This is a genomic window from Alcaligenes sp. Lyrl_28 (genome assembly GCF_051948705.1).
Classification (GTDB): Bacteria; Pseudomonadota; Gammaproteobacteria; order Burkholderiales; family Burkholderiaceae_B; genus Alcaligenes; species Alcaligenes ammonioxydans.
Genome location: NZ_JAYJLG010000001.1, coordinates 40522 through 58572, shown reverse-complemented (window position 1 = coordinate 58572; position 18051 = coordinate 40522). Strand labels below are relative to the sequence as shown.

Genomic DNA, 18051 nt, shown 5'->3' with positions numbered 1-18051 from the left:
AAACCGCGCCAGAACGGCGCGGTTTTTTGTTGACAGCACAGGCTTAGCGAACTTCCAGCTTTTTGGCCCCGGTCCCGCTCTTTTTCTTGGGCAGAACCAGTTCCAATACTCCGTTTTCGCATTTAGCGCTGGCTCGCGCCTCGTCAATATCCTGCGCCAGACTGAAGCGACGGGTCTGCACACCATAGTAACGCTCACTGCGCAACACCGTATCACCCTCTTTCTCTTCATGGGTGCGCCGGCTCTCTACCTTGATAGAGACAATATTGCCATCAACGCTGACATGCACATCTTCTTTATTGATGCCAGGCACTTCAGCGCTAACCTGATAGGCTTCCTCGTTCTCACTGACATCCAGACGGATGGCGGGTGGCGTATTCCCGGCCAGGGAACCAACGACGGGGACGCGCCGGAACATATCTTCGATATCCCGCCACGAATCCAGACCAGCCAGATCCCCAAACGGATTAAAACGTGTCAAATTGCTTGCCATGCTTGACCTCCATTTTTCCTTTGCTGAGCCCTGTGCAAGGGAAGGCGTGGGCTCGGGCGCCTACATCAATAGAAATGGGGGGCTTGTTCACTTTTTCAAGTATCTGCGTAAAAAAACCGCCCTGCTCGTTAGAGAGACAAGGCGGCCAAAGGTACGACCGTGTAGACGTTGAGCAAATATTGCCAAGAGGGACTGCCCAGCCTTACGTACTGCTCAGGCTTGGCTTGGCGTGTGGCAGGACGGGCTCATGGGCCAGTGGATGATCGTCATCAATGACCGGAATCTCCTTGCCGTCTTTGTCCATCACCTTGCCATTAATCACGTGATCACCTTCATTCAATTTGGCCAGATCCGAGACACGCAGATAGCGGCCTCCCCCAGCTGCAAATACGGAAGGATGCTCGGAATTGCCCAGGGTGAAGTGGTTGAACAGCAGATTCAGTACGATGGCGACCAGAGCGGCCGAGCTGATACCGGAATGGAAAATCGTTGCAAACCAGACCGGGAAGTGCTCGTAGAACTTGGGTGCCACAATGGGAATCATGCCTGCGCCAATTGAGGTGGCCACAATAATCAGGTTCATATTGTTGTCATAGTTCACTTTGGCCAAGGTACGGATGCCGCTGGCTGCGACCGTGCCAAACAGCACCATGCCCGCACCGCCCAGAACGGCCGGCGGCACAGCAGCGACCAGGCGTCCCATTACCGGCAACAAGCCCAGAGCAATCAGGATCAGGCCGCCAAAGGCGACAACATAGCGACTTTTCACGCCGGTTACCGCTACCAGGCCTACATTCTGGGCAAAGGCGCTTTGCGTGAAGGAGCCAAAAACGGGAGCAAGCAGGCTGGAGAGCATATCGGCGCGCAAACCATCACCGAGACGGCGGGCGTCCACTTTGGTCTCGATGATATCGCCCACTGCCAGAATATCCGCCGAGGTCTCGACCAAGGTCACGATGATCACAATGAACATGGAGATGATCGCGGCCGTCTGAAAGGTGGGCATGCCGAAATGGAACAGGCTGGGCAAGGCAAATACCTCCCCTTCGCTGACCGCTGAGAAATCCGCATGTCCCATGGCAACGGCAATGACAGTGCCAATAATAATAGCCAGCAAGATGGACAGGCGAGAAATAGTGGCACTTCCCAGCTTGCTGAGCAGCAGCACGATCAGCAAGGTCAGGGCAGCCAGGGAAATATTGCCGACACTGCCAAAGTCAGGCGCCTGTGGATTGCCGCCCATCGCCCAGAAGGCCGCCACCGGCATCAGGGTCAGCCCAATCGTGGTGATTACACAACCGGTGACCAGAGGCGGAAAAAAACGGATGACTCGAGAAAAGATGGGGGTAATCAGCAACCCTATGAAGGAGGCCGCAATCACTGCGCCAAACACCGCGGGCAAACCGCCGCCCGTGCCCAAAATGGCGATCATGGTGGCAACGCCTGAAAAGGACACCCCTTGTACCAGGGGCAGCCGGCAGCCGAAGAAAGGAACGCCCAGGGTCTGCAGCAAGGTGGCCAGCCCGCCCATGAACAGGCAGGCGGTAATCAACAGCCCTGTTTCGTTGGCAGGCAGGCCCGCAGCCTCACCAATAATCAGCGGGACGGCAATAATGCCGCCATACATGGTTAATACGTGCTGAAAGCCATAGGCCAGATTGGCCCCCAGGCCCAGATTCTCGTCTTCAGGACGCGGCGCCGTTGCCGCAGCCCTTGCCTGTGCAGGTCTTGTCATAACTGTCTCCGAGGAATAATGAGGCAGGGCTCTGTCGGCCCTGTCGCTACTGAACTTAAGCCGTCACTGCGCCGGACAGTGCCTTGTCACGCAAACGACATGCGGCGCCTTGATGACGCTGCATCAAATCGTGTTGATCAATCCCGCAGACCTGGCCGTCAATGACACGCCACTGACCTGCGACCATCACGCGGTCAGCGCGGTCCGCACCGCACAGCAATAAGGCAGCCAGGGGGTTTTCCGCACCCGAAAAACGCAATTCATCAAGAGTGAACAGGGCCAGATCTGCTTGCTGTCCAACGTTCAGACCGCCAATATCGTCCCGGCCCAAACAACGGGCCGAACCCTGGGTGGCCCAACGAATGACGGCTTGATGGGTGACCTGCCCTGGCTGGTAACGCAGCCGGCCTAACAACAGGGCCTGCCGCATTTCCTGAGCCAGATTGGAGTGATCGTTGGAAGCCGAACCATCAACCGCCAGACCAACCGGTGCGCCTGCCGCTTCCAGCTCAATGGTGCGGCACAGGCCACTTCCCAACACCATATTGGAGGAGGGGCAATGGGCGATGCCGGTCCCTGCCCGACCCAGGCGTTGAATCTCTTCGTCATTGAAATGAATGCCATGCGCCAGCCAGGTACGATTGCTCAACCATCCCTGCTGATCCAGGTAATCAAGTGGACGCATGCCAAAGAGGCGTTCACAGTAGGCGGTTTCATCGTCGGTTTCGGCCAGATGGGTATGCAAACGCACGTCTTCGCGCTCGGCCAGTTGGGCACTTTCACGCATGAGCTCACGGCTGACAGAAAAAGGCGAACAGGGAGCCAGCGCCAAGGTAATCATGGCGCCGTCCTCGCGCTGGTGATACTGGCGAATCAGGCGCAGACTGTCATCCAGAATGGTTTGCTCGTCCTGCACTACGATTTGCGGCGGTAAGCCGCCCTGCTCGCGGCCTACACTCATGGAGCCTCGCGTCAATGCCGCACGAACGCCCAGACGCTGGGCCGTTTCAGCCTGACAGTCAATTGCATGCTGCAAGGCGCCCGAAAACACATAATGGTGGTCAGCCACCGTAGTGCAGCCCGATTGCAGCAGCTCCACCATCGCCAGCTCACTGGCCACCTGCATCTGCTCATCATCCAAGCCTGCCCATACGTCATACAGGGTGGTCAGCCAGGGAAACAACGGTTTGTTCAAGGCGGGGGTATAGGCCCGGGTCAAGGTCTGATAAAAATGATGATGAGTATTGACCAGACCGGGCAGCAATACATGACGTGAGGCGTCCCAGGTTTGGTCATAGGCCTGTCGCGGTTGCTGACCAGACGCTACTTTTTCGATAATGCGGCTGTCTTGAATCAGCACGCCACCGGCGGCATCCGCGTCAGAACAAGCCAGTGGATGTCGAATCCACAGGATGGGGGAACAGCTAGTCACAAGGGTGTCTCCTGCGTTTTATTTGCTTTTATTGTTGTCAGTTCAACTTGCTGTCTTATTGCGCGTTGGTGATAAGGGTTATTCGGAGCCTTACGAACCAAGCCCCCTTTTCCGTGTCTGGCCTTGAATCTGCTTGGGCCATTAAGAAACTCGTATGTCTTCTATACGAATTAGCGTATGTCCATACCCCTTTTTATTAACGGTACGCGCCGACATAAAAAACCTGCGCCAGATCAGGATTTATCCTCTAGACAAAAAGCGCGGTTTATTGTTTTTTAATCGCTTAATGTCTAAATCATTGACTCACTTAAGAAATTATTTACTGGCAAAAAAATGCATATAAAACCGTTGCTTGGCTGATTTTGACCATGCTTGTCCAGTCGTGTTAATGGTGTGGTCAAGCGCCTGAAAAAGCGCCTTGGTGCGAACCTCGCACACATACTTCGGAGAACACATGCAGCATATAAAAATCAAACCCGGCGCACCCCTGGCCGAACAAGCTGAAATAGGGCACAACCGATGGCATCCTGATATTCCCGATCTGACCAGCGTCAAGCCGGGTGAAGAAATGATTCTGGAATGCCTGGATTTTCTGGATGCCCAGATTAAAAACACCGATAGCGCCAACGACGTGCGCGACGTTGACCTGACCCGTGCTCACCCCCTGACCGGCCCGATCCACGTGGAAGGCGCCGAGCCCGGTGACATTCTGGTGGTGGACCTGCTGGATATTCGTTGTATTACCCCGGTGGGTTTCTCGGGCATTTTTGCCAAAGAGAACGGCGGTGGTTTTTTGGCCGAGCATTTCCCCGAAGCCGACAAGGCCATCTGGGACCTGCATGGTGTGTATGCCACCTCGCGGCATATCCCTGGTGTACGCATCGCTGCCATGATGCATCCCGGCCTAATCGGCACCCTGCCCTCGCATGAGTTGCTGCGTGAGTGGAATCGTCGGGAAGCCTTGCTCGTACCCAAGGGCCACGCCAATCCACCCGACGCCAAGACAGCGGTGCTGCGCGGTGTCAAGGGCGCGGAATTTGACCGTATGGCTGCCGAAGCCGCCCGTACCGTGCCCCCGCGTGAGCACGGCGGCAACCTGGACATCAAGAATCTGACCATCGGTTCGCGGATTTACTTCCCCGTGTACGTCAAAGGGGCTGGCCTGTCCATGGGTGACTTGCACTTCTCCCAGGGCGATGGCGAAATCTCCTTTTGTGGCGCCATTGAGATGGACGGCGCTGCCCACCTTGGCTTTGACCTGATCAAAGGGGGCATGGCCAAATATAATCTGACCGCGCCTATCTACGTGCCGGGCCGCCACGACCCCAAGTACGATCAGTGGATGCACTTTACCGGGATCAGTGTGGAAGAAGGCGTGAACTACTATCTGGACTCCACGGTCGCGTACCGTCAGGCTTGCCTGGCGGCGATTGATTACATCAGCCGCACCACGGACTTGTCGCGCGCGCAAGCGTACATGCTCCTGACGGCCGCTCCCGTTGAGGGTCGTTACGGTGGCGTGGTGGACCTGCCCAACAGCTCCGCCTCCCTGGCCTTGCCTACCGGTATTTTTGATACCGATATTCTGCCTAAGGGTGCCTTGAATGATGCCGCTCGTTTTGGCCGTCCAGGCACACGCTGTAAGCTGAGCTAATCGGTCTATGGCCCTGGTCTTTCATTGAGACCAGGGCCCGTTTCACTTGGATTTGCCATGCCTTTGTACGACTATCTTTGCAATCATTGCTTGCAACGCAGCAGCCATTTGCGCAGCATGGCTGCCCGCAACGACCCTCAAGTTTGCCCTGCTTGTGAAAAAGGCAGTCTTTTGCTGCAGCTGAGTGCTCCTCGGCGTCTGTTCAGCAAATCCAGCCCCGCGCGGGGCCTGACCCCTCAACAAGCCCTGGCCGGTAATAATGTGACTGGCCCCGGCACGCGCTCCAGTACGCGCAACTCGGTTATCCATACTTGCATGGGCCCTGGCTGCAGTGTCTGCGCTTAAGCGCATTCACCCTGTCTACCACGCACGCTGCCCGTCTTGACAAGGGCTTTGTCTTGACCGGCAGCGGCTGGATGTCGGGCTGAATGCGCCGATCCCTTTGTATCGGCCATACGAAATTATCACTTTGTAACACCGCCCACCTTGTTTATAATCACGAATCAATCTCATTATTACTAGGTGTTAATCATGTCGGTGTCCTCCTCTTTCGCCGCTACGCGCCGTAGGCCTGGCGGTGTCCCCTTTATGTCCCTAAGCAGTCTGGCTGTAGCGATGAGCTTGGCCTTCCCTGTTCAGACGCGAGCGCAAGAGGTCGAGGAACTGGAGCGCATCGTGGTCAAGGCCGAACAAGAGCTCAAGCAAACCTTGGGGTCGTCTGTCATCACCGCCGACGACATCCAGAAATCCCCACCCGCCAACGACATCTCCGAAGTGCTGCGCACCATGCCGGGGGTCAACCTGACGGGTAATTCAGCCAGCGGGCAGCGTGGCAATAATCGGCAAATTGATATCCGCGGCATGGGCCCGGAAAACACGCTGATTCTGATTGATGGCAAACCGGTCAGTTCACGCTCTGCCGTGCGATTTGGCTGGCGGGGCGAACGCGATTCCCGCGGCGACACCAACTGGGTTCCTGCCGAGCAGATCGAACGAGTAGAAGTGCTGCGCGGCCCAGCCGCAGCTCGTTACGGTAACGGAGCAGCCGGAGGGGTGGTCAATATCATTACCAAGCCCACCACCGACACGTTCCAGGGCTCCTATTCTCTTTATGGGAATGTGCCCGAACACAGCGATGAAGGGGCGACACGCCGCATGAATTTTGGCCTGAGCGGCCCCATCAGCGAATCCCTGTCCTTTCGCCTATACGGAAACCTGAACAAGACCGATGCGGACGACCCGGAGATCAATAAAGGCCACCAGACCGAACGCGGGGGGGCCAACGCCAACAGTCTGCCTGCCGGGCGTGAGGGGGTGCGCAACAAGGACATCAATGGTCTGCTGTCCTGGCGTCCCGACAGCCGCCACACGGTGGACCTGGAGGTTTTCTACGGCCGCCAGGGCAATATTTACACCGGCGATACCCAAAACACCAATACCAATGATGAGGTCAAACGCCAACTGGGCGACGAAACGAACAAAATATATCGTCAAAGCTATTCCCTGACCCATCGGGGCGATTGGAATGACAAAACCAACTCGCTGGCGTATGTGCAGTACGAGAAAACACGCAACTACCGTCTGCTGGAGGGCCTGGCGGGCGGGACCGAGGGGGCATTTAATGACCCGTCCCGTGTGAACGATGGGGGATTTGGTACGGCTGACCTGAGCACCCTGACCGCCCATGCCGAGGCCAGTCATCAATTCAAGGCCGGCAGTATTGAGCAATACGCAACGGTCGGTATGGAATGGGTTGGCCAGGAACTCAACGACACGTCCTCGGACTTGGCGCAACGCAACCCTACCCGCATCCCTGGCGTACCGACGGCCTACAAGCCCAAATCGCGAGCCAATATTTATTCGGTGTTTGCTGAAAACAATATTTACGCTACCGACCAGACGACCGTTACACCCGGGCTGCGCTTTGACTACCACGACAAGCATGGCAGCAACTGGAGCCCGTCACTCAATCTCACGCATGCGGTCACTGACAACTGGTTGTTCAAAGCCGGTATCGCCCGCGCCTACAAGGCTCCCAACCTGTATCAAAGCAATGATGGCTACACCTTGTACAGTCTCGGTAACGGTTGCTGGGGTAATACATCATCGAGCACGACAGGTTGCTTCCTGCAGGGTAACTCGGACCTGAAGGCAGAAACCAGCATCAACAAGGAGCTGGGAATTGAGTATGTCGGTGACGGCGGCCTGGGTGCAAGCCTGACCTACTTTCATAACGACTACCGCAATAAAGTGGAAGCAGGACGTTTTGCAGTAGATAGCTTTACCGCCCTGAACAAGCAGCAATTGATTCTGCAGTGGGAAAACATTCCCAAAGCCGTGGTTTCAGGCCTGGAAGGCAACCTGACCTGGCCCGTTGCCCCGAACTGGCTATGGTCAACCAACTTCACCTACATGATTGAGTCCAAAAACAAGACCACTGGCGAAGCGCTGTCCACGATTCCCAAATACACCATCAACACTACCTTGGACTGGACGGTAAACGCCGACTGGTCCTTGCGGGCCAAAGCGACGTTCTACGGCGAACAAAAGCCACCCAAATACGACTACTACGGGCAGACTCTGACAGGCTCTGCAACCGACAAGGTCTCCCCGTACGCCTTATTTGGTCTGAGCACTCAGTACAAAATCAACAAGCGGATGCATATCACCGCGGGTGTCGACAATCTGTTTGACAAACGCCTGTTCCGGCGCGGAAATGCAATCGGCGTGAACCTGGGGACGCCCAACTACATCTATGGCGCTGGCGCTCATACGTTCAACCAGCCTGGCCGTACTTTCTTCCTGAGTCTGGGGGGGACTTTTTAAGTATTTTTCTTTTTAAATCAGTCCTATACAGCCCCTTCTGAACGAAGGGGCTTTTTTTTTGTGCCCATTATCACTGCATATCAACATTTCAACCTTTAAATGTTCTTTTTGACTTTCATCAAGACTGTAACTTCGTATTCTTAATATGCTTATAACTGTAAATAATTTAAATGGGTTAAACCCAGGCAAAAAAAGGAAAACACATGATTCCAACCGCCGAGCCCAAACCGGGCAAGCGACGTTTTCTTAAGGAATTACTGGGCCTGAGCGCCGGTGCCACCATTATTCCTATCCAGCCTGTCCAAGCGGCCATGAACAGTCAGCCTCCCCGCCGCAGCAGTGGGAAAGAGGGGGCCCGCTACGGCATGGTGGTGGATCTACGAAAATGTATTGGTTGTCAGGCCTGTACGGTCAGTTGCTCGATCGAAAACGCCCCGCCTATCGGGCAGTTCCGAACCACGGTTCTGCAATACGAGGTGCTCGACGAGCAGCAGCAGGCGGCCATGCTGAGCCTGCCGCGCCTTTGCAATCACTGCGATAACCCACCCTGTGTACCTGTCTGTCCGGTACAGGCGACATTTCAGCGTGAAGACGGGGTGGTGTTGGTGGATAACGAGCGCTGTGTCGGCTGCGCATATTGTGTTCAGGCCTGTCCTTACGACGCCCGTTTCATTAACCATGAAACCCAAACTGCCGACAAATGCACGTTCTGTGAACATCGCCTGGAAGTGGGGTTGCTGCCGGCCTGTGTAGAAAGCTGTGTGGGTGGAGCGCGTGTCATTGGAGACATGAACGATGAAAACAGCACGATTTCCCAACTGCTCAACGAGCACAAAGAGGAAATCCGCGTTCTCAAACCCGGCATGAATACCAGCCCCCATGTGTTTTACATCGGCTTGCCAGACGAGTTTGTCGATGGTGTGGATGGTCAGGCCAGCGTGCGTCTGACCAATCAGTTCTAAAGGGCCGATATGTCTATTATTGAAATTCTGACCCCCGCCTATGAAGTCGCCTGGCTACCTTGGGCGGTCCAATACTTTTTTCTGGTAGGCATGGCCGCCACCAGTACGGTCTGGGTATGGCGTTGCGCCTGGTCCCGCGATCCCGCGTTGCGTCGTTTGGAACCCGCGCTGATGATTGTGCTGCTGTGCAGCAGCATCGCCGCGCCCGTGTCCTTGCTGGCCGACTTGCACCAACCTGGCCGTTTCTGGCATTTCTATGCCCACTTCACACCTTGGTCCTGGATGTCATTGGGCGCCATTCTGTTGCCTGTGTTCGTCGGATTGTCGGTGGCGAACGTACTGGCCTGGTGGCTGGACAAACGCGCTTTGTGGCGCGGCCTGAGCCTGGCCCTGCTGGTCTCGGCCGTGTCGATTCTGGTTTACAGCGGCTTCGAAGTGATGGTGCTGCGTTCACGTCCTTTGTGGAACACCGCGTTTTTGCCGGTAAATTTTGCGTTGACAGCAGCCCTGGCCAGTTTGGGCGCACTGTTACTGGTTGCCCGCTTTCTGCCCGGTGGCGTGGCCGGTCTGCCGATGAACTATATACGCCGCTGGTCGTTGGGTGTGGTGCTGTCCCTGATCCTGGTGGCCCTGCTGTGGCTTGGCTCCGGTTTGATGGGTGAGAGTCGCTCTTTTGCTGCCGCTCAGGAGCTGTTCCAGACCTACCCGGTATGGCGTTTGGGCTTTCTGGGCTCTTGCGCTTTGGGTCTGCTGCTGCTTTATATGCTCAGCCGTCCGGCCGAGACGTTGCAAGGCACGTGGTATAGCTTGCTGTGTGCCGCCTTCATGCTTGGCTCTGCCTGGGTGTTTCGCTGGATTATTTTCATGGCGGTGCAAGGTGTACCGAAATATGGTGCTGGTTTGTACCTCTACACCATGCCTTTGGGCAGTGATGGACTGCTGGGCATGCTGGGTGTGCTCGGCCTGTGCATTGCCTTGATCGCCGCCAGCACCACCCTGCTCTCTCTGTTCCCGGCCCGGCATGCGCCGTTGACGGCCCAGGCCGCACAGACCCACTAGATTTCAGGTACTTATCGTCATGAGCAAGAAAAACGAAACCCCCGATCTGTCGCGTCGACAGGTCCTGACCCGCGGCGGCGTTGCTGTGGGTGGTCTGGCTGCTTTTGCGGCCGGTTACAGCGACACCGTGATCAAGGCGGTACAAGGTCTGGGTCAAGGCACAGCCGGAGCGCCAACCGCCCATGCTACCCGCGGCAACTCTCTGCAAGCTGAATTCCGGATCGATCCGGTTACCGGCTTGCTCGACACGCAGCCTGGCCAGATTGTCAGCCCTTCCAGTTGCCTGGGCTGCTGGACCCAATGTGGGGTGCGTGTGCGCATTGATACGGAGAACAATAAGATTCTGCGTATTGCCGGCAACCCCTACCATCCCTTGGCCACCACCCAGTCTGCCCCCATGGAGCAGCCGGTACGCGAGGTTTACGCCATGCTCGGTGGTGAAAATGGACTGGAAGGCCGTGCCAGCGCCTGCGCGCGCGGTGCATCCATGCTAGAGCAGCACAGCAGTCCTTATCGTGTTCTCTCCCCCCTTAAGCGTGTTGGCCCGCGCGGCTCAGGGCAATGGCAACGCATCAGCTTTGAGCAACTGATCGAAGAGGTTTGCGAAGGCGGCAACTTGTTCAACGAAGGCCACGTCGACGGATTGCGGGCCATTTGGGACCATGAAACCCTTATAGATCCGCAAAACCCCGAGTTTGGCCCACTTGCCAATCAATTGTTGTTCACCGATGCGGCCAACGAAGGTCGTACGCCGCTGGTCAAACGCTTTGCCGAACAAGCGTTTGGCACGATTAACGTCAGCAACCACGGCTCTTATTGCGGTCAGAGCTTCCGCGTAGGCACTGGCGCTGCCATGGGCGATATCAAAGGCATGCCGCATGGCAAGCCAGATTGGAAAAACGCCCGTTTTGGACTGTTTATTGGCGCGGCACCCGCTCAATCCGGCAACCCCTTCCAGCGCCAAGGTCGCGAGCTGGCGGAAGCCCGTTCGCGCCCTGAAAACACCTTTAAATACGTGGTTGTTTCCCCGATCCTGCCAACCTCGTCCAGCCTGGCCTCGGGCAGCGGCAACCGCTGGCAGCCTGTCCTGCCCGGCACCGACTTGTCGTTGGTCATGGGCATGTTGCGCTGGATTCTGGAACAAGAGCGCTTTGATGTGGAGCATTTGTCCCTGCCCCACGCCCCGGCCGAACAGGACGAAAACACGGCTTCCTGGACTAACGCCAGCCATTTACTGATTGCTGATCCTGAGCACCCTGGTTTTGGCCGCTACTTGCGCGGTACCGACCTGGGTTGGGAAGTGACCGAAGGAGCCGAATCACCCTTTATCGTTCAGGACGAACAAGGTGAGCTGCGCGCCCATACCGATCTGGATCGCGCGACGCTGTTTGTCGACCGTCTTGTTGAGCTGGACGGCAAGGATGTACGCGTCTGTACCGCCTTGCATATGCTGCGCGAGCGCAGTCAGGAGAAAACCATTGCCCAGTACGCCCAAGGTTGTGGCATGGAAGAAGAAGCCCTGATCGAGCTGGCGCGAGAGTTCACCAGCTATGGCCGGCAGGCAGTGGCCGATGCGCATGGTGGCACCATGAACGGGTCGGGTTTCTACACGGCTTATGCCATTGCCATGTTGAATACCCTGGTGGGCAACCTGAACCTGAAAGGGGGCCTGGTGCTGGATGCGGGCCCATTCGGGCCTTTTGGACCGGGACCACGCTACAACTTTGCACAGTTTCCTGGAAAAGCGACGGCCAAAGGCGTGTCCTTGTCGCGCCATCGTTTCGCCTATGAGAAATCCAGCGAGTACAAACGCCGCCTGGCAAAAGGTGAAGCCTTATACCCGGCTCCTGCTCCCTGGTACCCCGCGGTGGGCGCCTTGAGCAGCGAAATGATTGCCTCCGGGCTGAATGGCTATCCCTACTCGGCCAAGGTCTGGATCAATCACATGAGTAATCCGGTCTACGCGATCGCGGGCTTTAAAAATGCGCTGCTGCACAAGTTGAAAGATCCGGCCGCCCTCCCGCTGTCGATTTCGGTCAATCCATTCATCAACGAGACCAATGCTTATGCAGACTACATCGTGCCGGACACGGTCACCTATGAAAGCTGGGGGGTGTCTGCGCCTTGGGCCGACGTAATCGCCAAGTCCTCGACCTTGCGCTGGCCGGTTGTTCAGCCCCGCGTGGAGCGCACGGCGGATGGTCAGCCGATCAACTTGGAAAGTTTCCTGTTTGCGGTCGCGCTACGTCTGGAACTGCCCGGTTTTGGCAAGGGTGTCCTGAAAGACAAGGCGGGCAATACCCATGATTTGTTGTGCGCCGAGGATTTCTACCTGCGGGGCATGGCCAACATCGCGTTTGGTGCAGGTCGTCCGGTGGGCGATGCCTCCGATGACGATATGCGCATCACGGGTGTCGACCGCCTCTTTCCAGAGCTGCAATCGCGCTTGCATCCCGAAGAGCAGCGTAAAGTGGCCATGTTGCTGACCCGCGGTGGACGCTTCGATCGAATTGAAAACGCCTGGAAAGGCAATCAGCTGAAAAATCGCTATGACAACGCTCTACAGATCTGGAACGAAGATCTGGCCAAGATGCGTCACACCATGACGGGCGAACGACTCAGTGGGTGCCCCACCTGGTACCCTACCCGTCTGGCCGATGGCAGCCCGATGCGCGAACATTTCTCTGAACAGGAGTGGCCGCTGCTGATGAGCTCCTACAAATCCAACTTGATGAGCTCCATGTCGATTGGCATGTCCCGGTTGCGCCAGGTGCATCCGCATAACCCGATCTCATTGAACCTGAAGGATGCGAAGAATATGGGTATCCGTAACGGAGATCGTATCCGGGTCAGTACGCCAGGCGGAGCCGTCGAAGGCGTGGCGTTGGTACGCGGCGGTATCATGCGCGGGGCCATCGCGATCGAACATGGGTTTGGTCATACCGAGCTGGGCGCCCGCTCTCATCACATCGACGGTGAGGCCACCCCCCATCTGGCGGATCTTGCGGCTGGCGTGAACCTGAACGAGCTGGGTTTTGCGGACCCAACCCGTGGCGACGGTCAGGACAACGTGTGGATTGATTGGGTTTCAGGAGCTGCCGTGCGTCAAGGTTTGCCAGCCCGCGTGGAGAAGTTGTCGGCTTAGAAAAGACGACCCGGGTCTCCTAAGGCCGTGAAAGACAAAGAACGCCGACTCTACGTTGAAGAGTCTGGCGTTCTTTTTTGCCTCGTCAAACCGGCACGATCTGGCGCTTGCCCGCCCCAGCGCGTAGCGATTGCGTAGTGCGGGCCTGTTCAGGCGACGTAACAGACAGGGTCGGCCGCCCATGCCCAGACAGACCAGTTCTAGGACGCCAACAGGCCGTACTTGCGGATCTTGTCGTGCAGCGTACTTTTGGCTATGCCCAATTCCTGCCCGGCGCGAGTCAAGTTATGGTGATGTCGTTTCAAGGCTTCAGCGATCAAGGCGCGCTCGACCGCTTCAACGGTGTGGACCAATGAGGTCGGCACGGTTCCTGGAGCGGCTTGCTGACCGGGCAAGGCGCTGTTGACCCCCAGCACGCAGCGATCGGCGAAATTGCGTAGCTCGCGCACATTGCCCGGCCAATGCCAGCCCAGCATAGCCTGCAAGCGCTCGGAGTCTGGCTCCAGCGCCGGACGATCATGCCGAGCCGCCGCCAACAAGGCAAAATGCTCAAACAAAAGGCCAATATCCTCACGGCGTTCGCGTAAGGGCGGCAAGGGCAAGGTCGCCATATTCAAGCGGTAATACAAGTCGTGACGAAACAGGCCTTGATCGGCCAGGGCCAGTAAATCAACTTTCGTCGCCGCAATGACGCGGCAATTGATGGCGATGGATTGATTAGAGCCCAGACGCTCCAGCGTGCGCTCCTGTAAAACGCGCAATAGCTTGACCTGCATGGCCATCGGCATGCTTTCTATTTCGTCCAGAAACAAGGTGCCCTGGTGCGCATGTTCGATTTTGCCGATCACCCGCTTGCCTGCACCCGTAAAGGCCCCCGCCTCATGACCAAACATCTGACTGTCGAACAGACTGTCGGACAGGGCGCCGCAATTGACTGCCACAAAATTACCGTCCCTGTTGGGCCCTAGATCGTGCAGACAGCGCGCCACCAGCTCTTTGCCGGTGCCGGTTTCGCCAAAAATGAGTACATCGGCGGCACTATTGCCCAGATTGCAGATCAGTTCGCGCACCTTGGACATGGGACAGGAGTTGCCCAACACGCGAGCCTCAATGGACTGCTTGTCTTGTAATCGACCCTGCAGTGCTTTGATCTCAAAGCTCATTTGACGTCTGTCCAAGGCGCGCGATACCACCTGCACAAAATGTTCGGGCGAAAACGGCTTCTCAATAAAATCGTAAGCCCCCATTTTCATCGCCTGAACAGCCATCGACACATCGCCATGGCCAGTAATCAGCACCACAGGCAAGTCGCTGTCCAGCTGTTGCAGTTGCTGCAGCAAGCTCATGCCATCGGCACCCGGCAAACGTACATCGGACACGACAATGCCTGGCCAGCCATTGTGCAGGAGGCGCAAGGCCTGTTCTGCGCTCTCGGCCTCCTCCACCCGAATGCCTTCAAGCTGCAAGGTTTGGCTACAACCCAGACGCACATTGACATCGTCTTCAACGATGAGAACGGTTAGCCCTTCGTACATTTTTCTGCTCCAGGAAAGGGAAGCACAATGGTGAACACGGCGCCACCACCTGGCAAGTTATCGGCTGTCAGACTGCCTTCGCAATGTTGAATAATACTCATCGAAATAGCCAAACCCAGCCCCAGCCCTGTACCACTTTCTTTAGTGGTGAAAAATGGCTCGAATAGATGCAGCCGAGCATCCTCGCTTAATCCTGGGCCATTGTCCTGAACCCGTATCGCCACCTGCTGACCTTGCCGCTGGCTGCTGAGCTGAACAACAGGGTGCGTGTTTCGTGAGGCGCCGGCATCAATCGCATTACTCAGTAAATTAACGATGACCTGTTCAAGACGGTTGGGATTGCACTGCACTACCCCTGCATCGTCTGCCAATTGAATCTGGACTGTTGCACGATGCTGGCGAATCGCGGGTTCGAGAATCAACAGCGCCTGATCGATAATCGCGCTCAAATCTGTCAGTTCTGAATGGCCTGGCGACTTGCGGGCAAATTGCTTGAGCTGAGAGGTCAGCGCGCCCATGCTGTCGACCAGATCATTGATGCGCTTCAAGTTGGCACGCACGGTATCCAGATCACCGCGCTCCATGAAGCGGATGGTATTTCCTGACAAGGTACGCAAGGCAGTCAGGGGCTGGTTCAGTTCGTGGGCCAGGCCAGTAGACAATTGCCCGATGACCGCCAGTTTGCCAGCGTGAATCAGGCCCGCCTGGGTTTCTTCCAGCGAACGCGTACGTTCTTCTACTTTGCGTTCAAGCTGAGCATGTGCGCGCTCCAGCTGAACGCGAGCCAAGGCACGGTCACGCTGTTGCTGCCGGCGCAAATACCAGCTGACCAGCATCACAAACAGGCATACAAGCCCCAAAGCGGCCAACACGGCGTACAGACGTGCCATGGAATAGACCAGATCGGTGGGTAAAAACAGGGTCAAGGTCCAGCCGTTCGCACCAAACGGAATCGTCTGGGCCAGCAGGAGTCCGCGGGTGTCATCCTCGGCTCCCGACGCCCTGCCATCAGAAGGCAAGGACACCAGCTGCGCATCCTGGCTCAACACGCTCTGGGTCAGTAAATTCAGGGGAACAATGGGCAAACCGTTGTACTGGCGGGTCTGGCGCAGATGCAGCTGCACATCTTCGCTCAGGGGCTGACTGGCAGTAAATTTCCAGGCGGGCACCGAAGACAGAATCGCCACACCATAGTGATCGGACACTATCACCGGCGCTTGAGCGTGGGTCCAGGAATCCTGCAGGCGATCCAGATCCACCTTGATGACGGCTACGCCGATCACCTGCCCTGCCTGGGTGATGGGGGAGGAAATGTAATAGCCGGCCTCGCCCCGTGTGGTTCCAACTCCAAAAAAGAATCCGGGCCGTCCTTCACGCGCTTCGGTGAAATAATGGCGGTAGGAAAGATCTTCCCCCAGATAGCTATCGGCCTCTTGCCAGTTGCTGGTCGCCAGAACCTGACCCTGACGGCCGAGGATATAAATCACGCGGGTCTGGGCGCGCTCGTTCAAGCGCTCCAGATGACGGCTGACCTCGCGCGAGGACCGGGTGCCCCGCTCCAACAGCCCCACCACTTCTTGATCCAGCTCCAGCATCTTGGGCAGATACTCATACTTCTCGACTTCGTGGCGTAGTGTCAGCGCATACAAATCCAGACGCTGCCGCCCCGACTCCTGCAAGCTGGACAGTCCGAATGATTCACCAGCTCGGTAAGCCATCACGCCCGCCAAGGCTGACAGTGACGCAATCAATACCAGCAACAACAGGACTTTATGAAGACGAATAAATCGGGGCAGATGCATAAAACGTAGCGGCCACTTACGTAGAATATTTAGTAAACAGCCGCTATATCGACACGGAAGACGTCAGGCGACAGCGGGTGCTGAGTCTGGGCCTGCCTGCTCGGGCTGGGGCTGTGGTGAGCCTGTCGCCTTGCTGTCCGCCTGGTCAGGCGCATCGATGGCACCTTCCCATTTGGCGACAACGGCTGTGGCAATGCCGTTACCCAATACATTTGTCGCAGTGCGGCCCATGTCCAGAAAGTGATCAATGCCCATGATCAATAATACACCAGCCTCAGGCAGCCCAAACATAGGCAAAACTGCTGCCACGACGACCAGCGCAGAGCGTGGTACGCCGGCAATACCTTTACTGGAAATCATCAACACCAACAGCATGATAATTTGCTGTTGCATGGTGAGCGGCACGTCATATGCCTGAGAGATGAACAGCGCCGCAAAAGCGGTATAGATCATGGAGCCGTCCAGGTTAAAGGAATAACCCAGCGGGAGGACAAAACCGATAACACGCTTGCGTACACCGAACACTTCCAGCTTTTCCATCAAACGAGGATAGGCGGCTTCGCTGGAGGCCGTCGAAAAGCCCAGCAACATCGGTTGACGGATTTCTTTGAACAGGGTGAATACCCGGCCCTTGAGCACCAGAAATCCCGCGGCAAGCAAAATCGCCCACAGCACCACCAAGGTGGCATAAAAGCTGCCCAGAAACTTGCCATAGACGGCCAAAATACCCAGCCCTTCGGTCGTGATGATATTGGCAACAGCGGCAAACACGCCCAGTGGTGCAAAGTACATGACGTAGTTGGTGACGGTCAGCATCACTGGCACTGCGCCCTCAATCGTTTGCGCCAGGATGTTGGCCTGAGGGTTACCACGCACTTTGCCCAAGGCCAGTCCAAAAAATACTGAGAACACCAGGATCTGCAAAATCTCGTTCTTGGACATGGATTCAAAAAAGTTACGCGGCACAACATGCGTCAGAAACGTTTTCAGATTCAGCGCCGAGGTATCCACCCCCAAATGAGCCGATTCGGCCGGCAAGGGAATGCCAACATTCGCACCAGGCTGGAAGATATTGGCAAAAATCAACCCTACCGTCAGCGATACCAGCGAGGCCAGCAAAAACCAGCCCACAGCACGGCCCCCGATACGACCAACAGTTGCCGCATCATCCATGCTGGCCATACCGGCAACCAGCGTGGCGAAAATCAACGGAGCAATGATCATCTTGATCAAGCGCAGGAACATATCCGTCACCATGCCAAAGTAGCTGGCAATGGCATGCGCCTGTTCAGGGGTGTCGGCCATCTTGTGGCAGATATAACCCACTACCACGCCCAGTACCATGGCAATCAGAATCCATGTGGTTTGCTTATTCAGCTTCATGCGTTCATCTCCCGTATCGGCCCGT

General features: G+C 56.5%; 12 protein-coding genes. 6 read left to right on the top strand and 6 right to left on the bottom strand.

From position 1 onward, the window contains the following. Positions 1 to 43: 43 nt before the first annotated feature. The 3 genes from VF694_RS00260 to VF694_RS00250 all read right to left on the bottom strand — a co-directional run bounded on the left by VF694_RS00260 (position 44) and on the right by VF694_RS00250 (position 3660). Entirely contained in the window at positions 44 to 493 is a 450-nt protein-coding gene (locus VF694_RS00260; protein ID WP_003800089.1) for an Hsp20/alpha crystallin family protein, read from the bottom strand. 202 nt (positions 494 to 695) lie between these two features. Further along, a complete protein-coding gene (locus tag VF694_RS00255) occupies positions 696 to 2228 on the bottom strand; it encodes a nucleobase:cation symporter-2 family protein (RefSeq protein ID WP_003800090.1) in 1533 nt (510 codons plus the stop codon). A gap of 55 nt (positions 2229 to 2283) precedes the next feature. Further along, the gene (locus tag VF694_RS00250) at positions 2284 to 3660 is read right to left on the bottom strand and encodes an 8-oxoguanine deaminase (protein WP_003800091.1); all 1377 of its coding nucleotides are present in this window, start codon (positions 3658 to 3660) and stop codon (positions 2284 to 2286) included. A 454-nt stretch (positions 3661 to 4114) separates the two neighbouring features. On the opposite strand from VF694_RS00250, the gene fmdA reads away from it, so the two are divergent. From fmdA to VF694_RS00220, 6 genes are all read left to right on the top strand, one after another. Further along, positions 4115 to 5314, top strand: a complete 1200-nt coding sequence (gene fmdA / locus VF694_RS00245) for a formamidase (protein ID WP_003800092.1) — start codon at positions 4115 to 4117, stop codon at positions 5312 to 5314. Between the two features lie 57 nt (positions 5315 to 5371). Next, a complete protein-coding gene (locus VF694_RS00240) occupies positions 5372 to 5659 on the top strand; it encodes an FmdB family zinc ribbon protein (protein ID WP_131071774.1) in 288 nt (95 codons plus the stop codon). 243 nt (positions 5660 to 5902) lie between these two features. Then, complete coding sequence (locus tag VF694_RS00235) at positions 5903 to 8140, top strand: TonB-dependent siderophore receptor (RefSeq protein WP_039942999.1); 2238 nt, start codon at positions 5903 to 5905, stop codon at positions 8138 to 8140. A 203-nt stretch (positions 8141 to 8343) separates the two neighbouring features. Then, on the top strand, positions 8344 to 9102 hold the full coding sequence (gene dsrO / locus VF694_RS00230) for a sulfate reduction electron transfer complex DsrMKJOP subunit DsrO (RefSeq protein ID WP_440163504.1): 759 nt from the start codon (positions 8344 to 8346) through the stop codon (positions 9100 to 9102). Between the two features lie 9 nt (positions 9103 to 9111). Then, on the top strand, positions 9112 to 10161 hold the full coding sequence (nrfD, locus tag VF694_RS00225) for an NrfD/PsrC family molybdoenzyme membrane anchor subunit (protein ID WP_131071771.1): 1050 nt from the start codon (positions 9112 to 9114) through the stop codon (positions 10159 to 10161). A 19-nt stretch (positions 10162 to 10180) separates the two neighbouring features. Continuing rightward, on the top strand, positions 10181 to 13306 hold the full coding sequence (locus VF694_RS00220; RefSeq protein ID WP_440163503.1) for a tetrathionate reductase subunit A: 3126 nt from the start codon (positions 10181 to 10183) through the stop codon (positions 13304 to 13306). A gap of 200 nt (positions 13307 to 13506) precedes the next feature. Here VF694_RS00220 and VF694_RS00215 read toward each other — a convergent pair whose 3' ends face one another. The 3 genes from VF694_RS00215 to VF694_RS00205 form a co-directional block, all read right to left on the bottom strand. After that, on the bottom strand, positions 13507 to 14841 hold the full coding sequence (locus VF694_RS00215; protein ID WP_301605604.1) for a sigma-54-dependent transcriptional regulator: 1335 nt from the start codon (positions 14839 to 14841) through the stop codon (positions 13507 to 13509). Then, positions 14826 to 16643, bottom strand: coding sequence for a sensor histidine kinase (locus VF694_RS00210; protein WP_440163502.1), 1818 nt, complete (start codon positions 16641 to 16643; stop codon positions 14826 to 14828). The genes VF694_RS00215 and VF694_RS00210 overlap by 16 nt, the downstream gene beginning before the upstream one ends. A gap of 63 nt (positions 16644 to 16706) precedes the next feature. Continuing rightward, on the bottom strand, positions 16707 to 18026 hold the full coding sequence (locus VF694_RS00205) for a dicarboxylate/amino acid:cation symporter (RefSeq protein ID WP_003800108.1): 1320 nt from the start codon (positions 18024 to 18026) through the stop codon (positions 16707 to 16709). Between the last annotated feature and the right edge of the window lie 25 nt (positions 18027 to 18051).

Bases quoted from the DNA above. Each gene is read 5' to 3' on its own strand.
- VF694_RS00260 (WP_003800089.1), bottom strand. From the start codon at position 493: ATGGCAAGCAATTTGACACGTTTTAATCCGTTTGGGGATCTGGCTGGT.
- VF694_RS00255 (WP_003800090.1), bottom strand. From the start codon at position 2,228: ATGACAAGACCTGCACAGGCAAGGGCTGCGGCAACGGCGCCGCGTCCT.
- fmdA (WP_003800092.1), top strand. From the start codon at position 4,115: ATGCAGCATATAAAAATCAAACCCGGCGCACCCCTGGCCGAACAAGCT.
- VF694_RS00240 (WP_131071774.1), top strand. From the start codon at position 5,372: ATGCCTTTGTACGACTATCTTTGCAATCATTGCTTGCAACGCAGCAGC.
- VF694_RS00235 (WP_039942999.1), top strand. From the start codon at position 5,903: ATGTCCCTAAGCAGTCTGGCTGTAGCGATGAGCTTGGCCTTCCCTGTT.
- dsrO (WP_440163504.1), top strand. From the start codon at position 8,344: ATGATTCCAACCGCCGAGCCCAAACCGGGCAAGCGACGTTTTCTTAAG.
- nrfD (WP_131071771.1), top strand. From the start codon at position 9,112: ATGTCTATTATTGAAATTCTGACCCCCGCCTATGAAGTCGCCTGGCTA.
- VF694_RS00220 (WP_440163503.1), top strand. From the start codon at position 10,181: ATGAGCAAGAAAAACGAAACCCCCGATCTGTCGCGTCGACAGGTCCTG.
- VF694_RS00215 (WP_301605604.1), bottom strand. From the start codon at position 14,841: ATGTACGAAGGGCTAACCGTTCTCATCGTTGAAGACGATGTCAATGTG.
- VF694_RS00210 (WP_440163502.1), bottom strand. From the start codon at position 16,643: ATGCATCTGCCCCGATTTATTCGTCTTCATAAAGTCCTGTTGTTGCTG.
- VF694_RS00205 (WP_003800108.1), bottom strand. From the start codon at position 18,026: ATGAAGCTGAATAAGCAAACCACATGGATTCTGATTGCCATGGTACTG.